Source organism: Sphaerisporangium dianthi (assembly GCF_042654065.1).
Classification (GTDB): Bacteria; Actinomycetota; Actinomycetes; order Streptosporangiales; family Streptosporangiaceae; genus Sphaerisporangium; species Sphaerisporangium dianthi.
Window position 1 is genome coordinate 1 of the sequence record NZ_JBHSFP010000076.1, and the last position, 10,852, is coordinate 10,852.

The 10,852-nt window shown below is 74.1% G+C and carries 10 protein-coding genes and 1 pseudogene; 8 read left to right on the top strand and 3 right to left on the bottom strand.

The window, feature by feature from the left end:
* From ACFO60_RS40360 to ACFO60_RS40395, 8 genes and pseudogenes are all read left to right on the top strand, one after another.
* Positions 1-927 (top strand): annotated as a pseudogene (locus ACFO60_RS40360) (hypothetical protein); the annotation flags it as partial.
* A gap of 189 nt (positions 928-1,116) precedes the next feature.
* Complete coding sequence (locus ACFO60_RS40365) at positions 1,117-2,715, top strand: acyl-CoA carboxylase subunit beta (RefSeq protein WP_380852701.1); 1,599 nt, start codon at positions 1,117-1,119, stop codon at positions 2,713-2,715.
* A 4-nt stretch (positions 2,716-2,719) separates the two neighbouring features.
* The gene (locus tag ACFO60_RS40370; RefSeq protein ID WP_380852704.1) at positions 2,720-4,912 is read left to right on the top strand and encodes an acetyl/propionyl/methylcrotonyl-CoA carboxylase subunit alpha; all 2,193 of its coding nucleotides are present in this window, start codon (positions 2,720-2,722) and stop codon (positions 4,910-4,912) included.
* A complete protein-coding gene (locus tag ACFO60_RS40375) occupies positions 4,909-5,715 on the top strand; it encodes an enoyl-CoA hydratase-related protein (RefSeq protein WP_380852707.1) in 807 nt (268 codons plus the stop codon). The genes ACFO60_RS40370 and ACFO60_RS40375 overlap by 4 nt, the downstream gene beginning before the upstream one ends.
* 188 nt (positions 5,716-5,903) lie before the next feature.
* Entirely contained in the window at positions 5,904-6,410 is a 507-nt protein-coding gene (locus ACFO60_RS40380; RefSeq protein ID WP_380852710.1) for a DinB family protein, read from the top strand.
* Positions 6,411-6,542: 132 nt separating this feature from the next.
* Positions 6,543-6,785 carry a hypothetical protein gene (locus tag ACFO60_RS40385; RefSeq protein WP_380852713.1) on the top strand — a complete coding sequence of 81 codons (243 nt, stop codon included), beginning with the start codon at positions 6,543-6,545 and terminating at the stop codon, positions 6,783-6,785.
* Positions 6,786-6,856: 71 nt separating this feature from the next.
* Positions 6,857-7,708 (top strand): helix-turn-helix domain-containing protein, encoded by an 852-nt coding sequence (locus tag ACFO60_RS40390; protein WP_380852715.1) that lies wholly within the window; start codon positions 6,857-6,859, stop codon positions 7,706-7,708.
* A 76-nt stretch (positions 7,709-7,784) separates the two neighbouring features.
* On the top strand, positions 7,785-8,042 hold the full coding sequence (locus ACFO60_RS40395) for a hypothetical protein (protein WP_380852718.1): 258 nt from the start codon (positions 7,785-7,787) through the stop codon (positions 8,040-8,042).
* A gap of 8 nt (positions 8,043-8,050) precedes the next feature.
* Here ACFO60_RS40395 and ACFO60_RS40400 read toward each other — a convergent pair whose 3' ends face one another.
* The 3 genes from ACFO60_RS40400 to ACFO60_RS40410 form a co-directional block, all read right to left on the bottom strand.
* A complete protein-coding gene (locus tag ACFO60_RS40400) occupies positions 8,051-8,689 on the bottom strand; it encodes a TetR/AcrR family transcriptional regulator (RefSeq protein WP_380852721.1) in 639 nt (212 codons plus the stop codon).
* Between the two features lie 233 nt (positions 8,690-8,922).
* Positions 8,923-9,339, bottom strand: a complete 417-nt coding sequence (locus tag ACFO60_RS40405; protein ID WP_380852724.1) for a ferritin-like domain-containing protein — start codon at positions 9,337-9,339, stop codon at positions 8,923-8,925.
* A gap of 246 nt (positions 9,340-9,585) precedes the next feature.
* Positions 9,586-10,852: mannosyltransferase YkcB-related protein (locus ACFO60_RS40410; RefSeq protein WP_465269903.1), on the bottom strand; the 1,267-nt coding region annotated here is incomplete at its 5' end.

The following is a 10,852-nucleotide window of genomic DNA, read 5'->3' on the forward strand; positions in this document are numbered from 1 at the left end:
GGCCCCGGACACCCCCTCGCCGGCGCGCCTGGGCGGCACGGTGGCGGCGGTCCCGGACGGCCCGGGGCCGGTGGAACCGGGCCTTCGGCGGGCGGCGGTCCCGGGCGGCCAGGCGCCGCCAGGCCGGGCGCCGCCAGGCACGGCGCCGGGCCGCGCGGCGGGCGGACGGTCGCGCTCGCGATCGCCTCGGGGCTGGCCGCGGCCGTCGTGACCGCGGGCACCGTCGTGCTGGCCCAGTCGGTGGGCTCCGGCGGATCCGACGCCGGCCGGGCCGCCGGCCAGGAGACGAGCCAGGTCACGGCCGGCGCCGAACCCACCGTCGACGCGACCGTGGGAGGGCTCGCCTCCCCTGCGGAGCCGCCGCCCGCGTCGCCGGCCCGCACCCGCCGGGCCACCGCCACGGCCAGGGCCGGCACCGGCGATCTCCCCACGCCGCCGGCGACCCCCCGGCGCTCGCCCACCCCGTCGCGCACGCCCGCCTCCAAGCCGACGCGGACGCCGACCCCGAAGCCGACGCCCAAGCCGTCCCCCTCGCCGACCAGGAAGCCGACGCCCACCCCGACCCCGAAGCCCACCTCTCCCAAGCCCACCGCCACGCCCAAGCCGAACCCGTACACGGCGGCCGGGGTCTGCGGCTCCGGCTACAAGGTCATCGACTCGCGCGCGCTCGGCTCGGCCACCGTCTACCTGCTCTACAGCGGCGCGACGGCGAAGAACTGCGTGGTCACCATGTCGAAGCTCGTCGTCCCGCAGAAGATCAGGATGGGCGTGCTGCTGCAGGTCAAGGGCGGCGCCACCGGCGCCGACACCGGCGCCTACACCGCCTACGCGGGCCCGGTCCGGGTGGCCGCCAAGCAGGCGTGCGTCATCTGGGGCGGCACCTACGGCACCGCCACCTGGAAGAGCGGCTGGTCCCACTGCGGCTGACCGGGGGGCGGGACACGACCGGCCGGGCGAAGATCCACCCCGGCGGATCCGGCTGACCGTCCGGTGTACTACGTTCTGAGCCCAGGCACCGAGTGACGACTCCCGGCACCGAGCGCCGGTCGCGGCGTTCCCGGTCAGGGGCGCCCCGCCGCGCCGGCCGGGGCGGCGACGACGCGGAGGGAGTGGCGGATGGGCGTGATCGGCGGCCGGCTCGACTCCGCGAGCGCCGGCTATGCGGCCAGGCGCGCGGCCATGCTCGCCAAGCTCGGCGAGCTCTCGGCCGAGCAGGACAAGGCCGTCGCGGGCGGCGGGCCCAAGTACGTCGAACGGCACCACCGGCGCGGCAAGCTGCTCGCCCGCGAGCGCGTCGAACTGCTGGTGGACCCCGACTCGCCGTTCCTGGAGCTGTCGCCGCTGGCGGCCTGGGGCACCGACTTCCCGGTCGGCGCCAGCGTGGTCACCGGCATCGGGGTGGTCGAGGGCGTCGAGTGCGTGATCATCGCCAGCGACCCGACCGTGCGGGGCGGCACGTCCAACCCCTGGACGCTCCGCAAGACGCTGCGGGCCATGGACATCGCGCTGGAGAACCGGCTGCCGCTGGTCAACCTGGTCGAGTCGGGCGGCGCCGACCTGCCGACGCAGAAAGAGATCTTCATCCCCGGCGGCCGCATCTTCCGCGACCTGACCCGCCTGTCGGCGGCCGGCGTCCCGACCATCGCCCTGGTGTTCGGGAACTCGACGGCCGGGGGCGCGTACGTGCCCGGCCTGAGCGACCACGTGGTCATGGTCAAGGAACGCGCCAAGGTCTTCCTCGGCGGCCCGCCGCTGGTCAAGATGGCGACCGGCGAGGAGTCCGACGACGAGTCGCTGGGCGGCGCCGAGATGCACGCCCGCGTCTCCGGCCTCGCCGACCACCTGGCGGCGGACGAGCACGACGCGCTGCGCGTCGGCCGCCGCATCGTCGCCCGGCTCACCGCGCGGAGGCCCTCCGGCCCCGCCCCGGGCGAGGTCCGCCCTCCGCTGTACGCCGAGGACGAGCTGCTCGGCATCGTCCCCGAGGACCTCAAGATCCCCTTCGACCCGCGCGAGGTGATCGCCCGCGTCGTCGACGGCAGCGAGTTCGACGAGTTCAAGCCCCTGTACGGCGCGAGCCTGGTGACCGGCTGGGCCACCCTGCACGGGCACCCGATCGGCGTGCTCGCCAACGCCCGGGGCGTGCTGTTCAGCGAGGAGGCCCAGAAGGCCGCCCAGTTCATCCAGCTCGCCGACCGGGCGGGCACTCCTCTGCTGTTCCTGCAGAACACGACCGGATACATGGTCGGCAAGGACTACGAGCAGGGCGGCATCATCAAGCACGGCGCCATGATGATCAACGCGGTGTCCAACTCCACGGTGCCGCACCTGACCGTCGTCATGGGCGCCTCCTACGGCGCGGGCAACTACGGCATGTGCGGGCGGGCCTACGACCCGCGCTTCCTGTTCTCCTGGCCGAGCGCCAAGTCGGCGGTCATGGGCCCGGCGCAGCTGGCCGGAGTGCTGTCGATCGTCGGCCGGGCGGCGGCGCAGGCACGCGGCCAGGCCTACGACGAGGAGGCCGACGCGGCGATGCGCCAGATGGTCGAGGCCCAGATCGAGGCCGAGTCGCTGCCGTTCTTCCTGTCCGGCCGGCTCTACGACGACGGGGTCATCGACCCGCGCGACACCCGCACCGTCCTCGGGTTGTGCCTGTCGGCGATCGCCGGCGCGCCCGGCCCCGCACCGGCCGGCTACGGCGTCTTCCGGATGTGAGCGAATGATCACACGACTGCTGGTGGCGAACCGCGCGGAGATCGCGCGCAGGATCTTCCGCACCTGCCGCGAGATGGGCATCGAGACCGTCGCGGTGTTCGCCGGCGACGACTCCGGCTCGCCGCACGTCGCCGAGGCCGACCAGGCGGCCCGGCTGCGCGGCACCCGGCCCGCCGAGACCTACCTCGACGCGGCGGCGATCGTCCAGGCGGCGCTGAGGGCAGGCGCGGACGCCGTCCATCCGGGCTACGGGTTCCTGTCGGAGAACGCCGGGTTCGCTCGGGCCGTGCTGGACGCCGGGCTGACCTGGGTCGGGCCCGGCCCGGACGCCATCGCCGCGATGGGCTCCAAGATCGAGGCGAAACGGCTGATGGCCCAGGCCGGCGTCCCCGTCCTGCCGTCCCTGGTCGCCCTCCCCGGCGCCTCGGGCGCATCGTCGCCGGACGCGCGGGACGGGGAATCGCCGGACGGCACGCTGTCAGGCGCGGACGGCCTCGCGTTCCCGGTGCTGGTGAAGGCGTCGGCGGGCGGCGGCGGGCGCGGGATGCGCGTCGTGCGCGACCCGGCCGCGCTGCCGGAGGCCGTCATGGCCGCCGGCCGCGAGGCGCTGGCCGCGTTCGGGGACGGCACGGTGTTCGTCGAGCCGCTGCTGGAGAACGCCCGGCACGTCGAGGTGCAGGTCCTCGCCGACGCGCACGGCACCGTGTGGACACTCGGCGAGCGCGAGTGCTCCATCCAGCGCAGGCATCAGAAGGTCGTCGAGGAGACCCCCTCCCCCGGCCTGTCCCCTCAGGTGCGCACCGTCCTGCTGGAGGCCGCGGTCAAGGCCGCCCGGGCGATCGGGTACGTCGGCGCCGGGACGGTCGAGTTCCTCGTCGCGGGCGGCACTGTGGCGTTCCTGGAGATGAACACGCGGCTCCAGGTCGAGCACCCGGTCACCGAGTGCGTGTACGGGGTCGACCTGGTACGCCTGCAACTGGAGATCGCCGAGGGCGCGCGGTTGCCGGACGCGCCGCCCGAGCCGTCGGGCCACGCGATCGAGGTCCGCCTGTACGCCGAGGACCCGGCCCACGACTGGCGCCCGCAGAACGGCGCCCTGCACCTGTTCGAGATCCCCGGCGTGGACGCCAGGTTCGCGGCGCCGCCGTCGGCCGGCGCCGGATACCTGCGGCTGGACTCGGGGGTGGAGAGCGGGTCGCTGATCGGCGTGGCCTACGACCCGATGCTCGCCAAGGTCATCGCCTGCGGTCCCGACCGGGCGGCGGCGGCGCGGCGGCTCGCGACGGCGCTGGCCCGCGCCCGCATCCACGGCCTCACCACCAACCGCGATCTGCTCGTGCGCGTGCTGCGGCACGAGGCGTTCCTCGCCGGCGACACCCACACCGGCTTCCTGGACGAGCACGACCTCACCTCGCCGCCCTCCGCCTCCCCCGCCGTCGCCGGCGAGCGGCCCGGGGGCGTCGTGCCGCTGCTGGCGCTGGCCGCCGCGCTGGCGGTGGCCGCCGCCAACCGCGCCGCGGCGCCGGTGCTGGGCGGGCTGCCGAGCGGCTGGCGCAACGTGCCCTCCCAGCCGCAGCGCGCGGCGTTCGAGGGCCCGGACGGCCGCGTCGAGGTCGCCTACCGGGTGACCCGCGACGGCCTGGCGGCCGAGGGCTTCCCGGACGTGGAGCTGGTGTCGGCCACCCCCGGGGAGGTCGTCCTTGCGGTCGCCGGGCTGGTGAGCCGCTTCGCCGTCGCCCGCTACGCCGACGCGGTGCACGTGGACGCGCCGCTGGGCTCGGTGCGGCTCGCGCCGCTGCCGAGGCTGCCGGAGCCGGTGGCGCGCGTCGCCCCGGGCTCACTGCTCGCGCCCATGCCGGGTACCGTTCTGCGCGTCGAGGTCGCCCCCGGCGCGAAGGTCGGCGAGGGGCGGCCGATCCTCATCCTGGAGGCGATGAAGATGGAGCATGTGATCTCCGCTCCGGCGGCGGGCGTCGTCAGCGCGCTGAACGTGACGCCCGGCCGCCAGGTCGAGGCCGGCGCCGTTCTCGCCGTGATCGAGCCGGCCGCCCCGCCCACCGCCGACCGGGCCGCCCCTGGCCAGAACGACGCCGGCCGGATCGACCCCGGTCAGAACGACGCCGGTCAGAACGACCCTGGCCAGAACGACACGGGCCGGACCGGCGCCGCGCCCGCCGGCACCGAGGAGCACCGATGACCACGCTGGTCCACCTTGAGGTCAGCGGCGGCGTCGCGACGGTCACGCTCGACTCGCCGGCCAACCGGAACGCGCTGTCGGTCCGCCTGCTCGGCGAGCTGGAGGGCGCGCTCGGCCGCGCCATCGCCGACGCGGAGGTGCGCGTCATCGTGCTGACCGGCACCGGCCCGGTGTTCTGCTCGGGCGCCGACCTGAAGGAGCAGGCCCCCGCCCGCGACGCGCTGCCGCACGACGCGCCCGTGACCGCCTCCTTCCCCGGCGTCATGAGCCTGATCTGGGGCAGCCCCAAGCCGGTGATCTGCCGGCTGAACGGCACCGCCCGCGCGGGCGGCCTCGGCCTGGTGGCGGCCTGCGACTTCGCGATCGCCCCCGACACGGCGACGTTCGCGTTCAGCGAGGTGCGGCTCGGCGTGGTGCCCGCCATGATCTCGGTCACCGTGCTGCGCCGGGTGGAGCCGCGCGCCGCCGCCGAGTACTTCCTCACGGGTGAGGTGTTCGGCGCCGCGCGCGCGGCCGAGATCGGCCTGCTCACCCGGGCGGTGCCCGCCGAGGAGCTCGACGCGGCCGTCGCCCGCTACGCCGGCATGCTGCTGCGCGGCGGCCCGGAGGCCCTGGCGATCACCAAGCAGCTCGTGCGCGCCGTGCCTGCCCTGTCGGTGGAGGAGGGGATGCGGCAGATGGCCGAGCTGTCCGCCCGGCGCTTCACCTCCGCCGAGGGCCAGGAGGGCATCCGCGCCTTCAGGGAGAAGCGCCCGGCCTCCTGGATACCCGGGGCCGATCCCGACGCCCCTCCGCGGACCTGACCGCGCCGGCCCGCGTCCGCCGGAACGCCCCTCGCGGTCGGACCGGCCCGCGTCCGCCGGGACGGCCCTTCGCGGTCGACCCGGGCCGCGTCCGCCGGGACGGCCCGCGTGGCCGGGCCGGCGGGGGGCGCATCGCAGGGGGCGTTAATCGGTCGACAGCGAGCGCTATGTCCGAAAAGCTGCGATTTATGACTACACGTACTGACATTCCGACTTCCTGGGACGAGCGGGCCACGCTCGAGACCCTTCTCGACTATGTGAGGGCCACCGTGCACGCCAAGTGCGAGGGGCTGTCGGAGGAGAACGCGCGCAAGTCCCTGCTCCCGTCCTCGCCGCTGACGACGATCAGCGGGCTGGTGAGCCATCTGCGCTGGGTCGAGTACTCCTGGATCCAGGTGCGGCTGCTGGGCGAGGAGGAGCACGCCCCCTGGACGGAGGAGGATCCCGACCGCGAGATGCGGATCGCCCTGGAGATCCCCCTGGCCCGGCTCCTGGAGGAGTACGAGGAGCAGTGCGCGCGCTATCGCGAGCTGCTGGCCCCGCTCAGCCTGGACACGGTCGCCAAGGAGCAGTTGAAGGACGGCACACGGGTCACGCTGCGCTGGATCCTGCACCATCTGGTCGAGGAAACCGCCCGACACAACGGACATATCGACATTCTGCGGGAAATGCTGGACGGCATCACCGGAGACTGACCGGCCGGGCATGTGAACGGCAGTCGGGCAGTGCGGGTCATCTACTGGACATAGGGGGCAGAAAGGCTGAGCTTCCTTTACAATTGCGCGCAATTGCGGCCAGTCAGGCCCACGGGGGAAGGACGGTCGGTCATGCGTCTGCGTTTTCTCGGCTCCACTTCGGAGGCGGGCGCCTGCCCTTCGCTGTACGAGACCGACCGCGGCACGCTGGTCGTCCAGGGACTCACGGTCACCGACGCCGAGGCGCACGCCGATCTACTGCACGTGCTCGACGGCGAGTCGGCCGTCGAGGTCCCCCGCGAGCTCCTGGTGGACATCGCCCGCCGGGTGCTCGGCGTCTCCGACCCGGCGCTCTGTGTCACTGATCACGAATAGGGAGATCCCTATGGCATGATCGCTCCGGCCGGTCTACCCTCGTGCGAGTCTGTCGCCGACTGGAGGTGAGCGTGAGCGGCTTTCAGCAGGCGCGGATGGATCTCGGCACCAGGCTCCGCCAGTTGCGGGAGGCGGCCCAGCTCTCCGGCAAGGATCTCGCGGGCCGTCTGAACTGGCAGGCCTCCAAGGTCTCCCGCATCGAGAACGCGCGCCAGAGCGTCACCGAGGACGACGTCATGGCGTGGTGCCAGGCCGTCGAGGCCGCCCCTGACGTCCTCGCGGACCTGGTCACCCAGGCGGCGACGCTGCTGGACCGGCAGGACTCCTGGCGCCAGCGGCACAAGAGCGGGCTGGCCGGGCTCCAGGAGGACGTCCGCGACCTTGAGGCGCGCATCAGCCTGTTCCGCGTGTTCGAACCCGGCGTGGTGATCGGCCTCCTGCAGACCGCCGAGTACGCGCGCAACATCTTCACCAAGGTCCACCGGGTCTACGGCAGCGCCGACGACGTCGACGCCGCGATCCGGGTGCGCATGCGCAGGCAGGAGATCCTGTACGACCCCAGCCGGCGGTTCCGCTTCCTGCTTCCCGAGGCCGCGCTGCGCTACCGGCTCGCGCCCGACGAGGTGATGCGCGGCCAGCTCGACCGGCTCCTCGCCGTCACCACCCTGCCGAACGTCGAGTTCGGCGTGATCCCGTTCACGGCCCAGCTCCCGTCCGCCCTGCTCAACGGCTTCTGGATCTACAACGAGTCCATGGTGGGCGTCCCGACGCGGACCAAGGATCTGCTGCTGCGCGACCCCGAGAACGTGGCCTTCTACGCCAAGGCGTTCGAGGAGCTGTGCGACGTTGCGGTGTTCCGGGAGGACGCCCGGGAGGTGATCGTCCGGGTTCTTGTCGATTTCGCGAAACAATCGGGGTCTTGACCTCAACAATTGCTTGCCCTGCCCGGCAAGATCATGCAATCCTGACCTCCCGAGGGCCGACGCGGAGGTGAGGCACATGCTGGACACCATGTCCTGCCTCGAACGGTTCGCCTCCGCCACGCGCGTGCACATCGACCTGTCAGTGCGGGTCATCGGCGACACGCCGCCCCGTGTGCGGGTGCGCAACCGCTTCAGCGACACGCTGGCCGAGGTCGTCACGTGCAGCCCGCAGGGCGTCTTCCTCACCTCGTGGGGCTACCGGCTCGGCACCGCCGACGACATCGACAACGCCGCCGCCCGCCTCGCCTACCTCCTCGCGGCCCTCCCCGCCTGACCGGCCCTTCAGGCGGCCGGGAAGGCCGAGCGCGGGAGGCCGACCTCGCGGGCCGCGGCGATGCGGGCGTGCTCCAGCAGCCGGGCCCGCGACAGCACCGAGGGATGCAGGGTGTAGCGGATGATCAGGCCGTCGAGCATGCCGTCGAGGCGTTCGGCCGCGCCGCGCGGGTCGTCGCAGGTGAACTCGCCGGAGTCGACCCCGGCCTGCACGACCTGCTGGAGCGCGCCGATCCAGGCGGTCTCCAGTTCGAGCAGGTTGTCGCGTACGACCGTCTCGCGCAGGCCGGCCGCGAAGGCGTCGATCCACAGCAGCCAGCTCTGGTCGGTGCGCGACCGCGGGATGTAGAACCGCAGCACCTGGTCCAGGCGGTCGACGGCCGTGCCCGCGCTTCGCACTAGCTCTTTGAGCTTGGCGACCTCGCCGTCGATGGTCGCGCGGAGCATCGCCGTGATCAGGTCGTCCTTGGTGGCGAAGTGATAGTGGATCAGGCCGCCGCTGACGTTGGTGGCCTTGGCGATGTCGGAGACGCGGGTGCTGGAGATGCCCCGCTCGAGCACCACCCGGCGCGCGGCCTCCAGAAGCTCGGCTCTGCGTTGATCGGCCTGGTCGGCCCTGCTGCCACGTGTTCTCTCCGCACCCCGCACGGCCCAGATCCTACTCCGGGGTCCGGCCCGCGCAACGGCGCGAGAACGGCGACGGGGACGGCGCGGACGGGAGCATGTTCCCCCGTCGCGCCGTCCCATGCTCGCGCGCGCCGGCGTCCCGCGGCCGCCGGGAGTCGCCCTCCGTTCACCCCCGGGGGGCACGCTCGCACGACGCCGGGGACCGCTCGCCCCGGGCACCGGACGGCCGCCGGCCGAGGACCCTGCCGGAGGGGCTACTCGCCCAGGGCGCCCTGGAGGTCCATGACGTGGTCCTGCGTCTGCTGCAGGAGCGGGCGCAGCGCCTCGACCACGTCGTGCAGGCCGAGCTCCATGGCCTGGCCGACCCGCTGACGGTAGCGTTCGAGCTGAGCGGTCTCCAGGTCCAGGTCGAGCTGGAGGGCCTCGGCCCCGTCGGGCACGTTCGGGATCTCCGGGACGGCGACGGACGGCACCCCGCCGAGGAAGGCGATCTGCTCGGCGAGCGCCAGGGCGTGGTCCAGTTCCTGGTTCAGGTGAGCCTTCAGCTCCTCGATGATGCTCTGGTACTGGGCGCCCTTGATCGTCGCGGTGTGCTGCGTGTACTGGACGATCGATCGGAACTCGCTCTCCAGGTCCTCGTTGAGGAGAGCGACGAAACTCTGCTGGTCCAAGCGAGATCATTCCCTTCGTGAGCGTCAGGGATGCGTCCTACCCGCGAATCCGCCGTCGATGCGGAGACCGCCGGACCGCCCGCCGCCACCGATGTCCGCGAGGGTCGCGGACCGCGCGGCCCCGCTCCGAGGCCCGCACGGCGGCGCGGGCCCGGCGCGGGAGCGAGGGGCGGCCGCGCCGCCGGCCTGGGCGGACATCGGGCGGAACGCGTCAGGCCGGCGCGTGAAGGGACCGGGCGGAGCACGTCAGGCCAGCGCGTAAAGGGATCGGGCGGTGTCCGTTCCACCGTATTCGGCGGGGTCCACGACGGTGCCGTGGGACCGGACCCAGGTGGTGACCTCGCCGTCGCCGCGGCCGAGGCCGCCCATGCCGCCGCCGAGCAGGACGTACTTCAGCCGCCCCTCGGCGACGTACCGCTGCAGCTCGGTCACGGTCATGGCCGGGTCGCCGCCGGTGAAGCCGCCCATCGCGATCACCGGCTTGCCGCCCGTGGACAGCATGATCGACGAGGCGGAGTGAGCGTCGCCGACGGCGGCCAGCCAGGTCGCGCCGCCCTGGTGGTCCTCCAGGTAGGAGATCAGCGCGGCGCTGACGTCCCCGCCGGGGCCGCCGCGCTGCCGGATGCCCGTACCGGCCGGCGGCCCGGCGCCGGGGTCGCCCGCCTGCCCGCCGGGGTCGGCCGCCTGCCCGCCGGGGATCGGGCCGCGCACGCCCGTGGGGCCGCCCGTCCCGCCAGGGCCGCCGGGGCCGCCTGGTCCGCCGAAGCGGCCGGTTGCCGCGGGTCCGGCGGTGGGGTTGGTGCCGTTCACCGGGGAGGCCAGGGGCGTGAGCCCGTACGCGGCCGGGCCCGCGAGTCCGCCCACCAGGCCGATCACCAGCATGATCGCGGCGGCTCGCATGCGGCCCCGGCGTCCGATGCGCGGCGTCGCCAGGCCGATCGCGGCGACGGCGCACAGGCCGGCGACCGCGTAGGAGAGCCAGGGGACCCAGTCGGGGGTGCGGCGCAGCAGGACGAACGCCCACGCGCCGGTGACGGCGATGCCGGCCGGCAGGGCCCACGCCCAGGGCAGGGCCCGCGTCCGTGCCTGCGTGCGCGCCTGCCACATCAGTACCCCGCCCAGGCCGGTCAGGGCCGCGACGGCGGGGGCCATGGCCGTCGTGTAGTACGGGTGGAAGGTGCCCGCCGAGAAGCCGAACACGATGTAGTGGACGGCCAGCCATCCTCCCCACAGCAGCAGGGCGGCGCGTGCCGGGGACCGCCGTCCGGATGGCGGGTCCGTCGCGTCCGGGCGCCGGGCGGACGGGAAGGCCGCATCGGCGTGCGCTCCCGCGAGGACCGCGCCGTAGCGGCGGCCGGTCAGGAGCAGGCCGCTGACCAGGGCGAGGACGGCGAACGGGATCAGCCAGGAGATCTGGCCGCCGATGACGTCGTTGAACAGGCGGCCCGCGCCGGGCGCGCCGCCGAACCCGCCGCCTCCGCCAGGGCCGCCCGCGCCGAACGCGCCGGCGCCA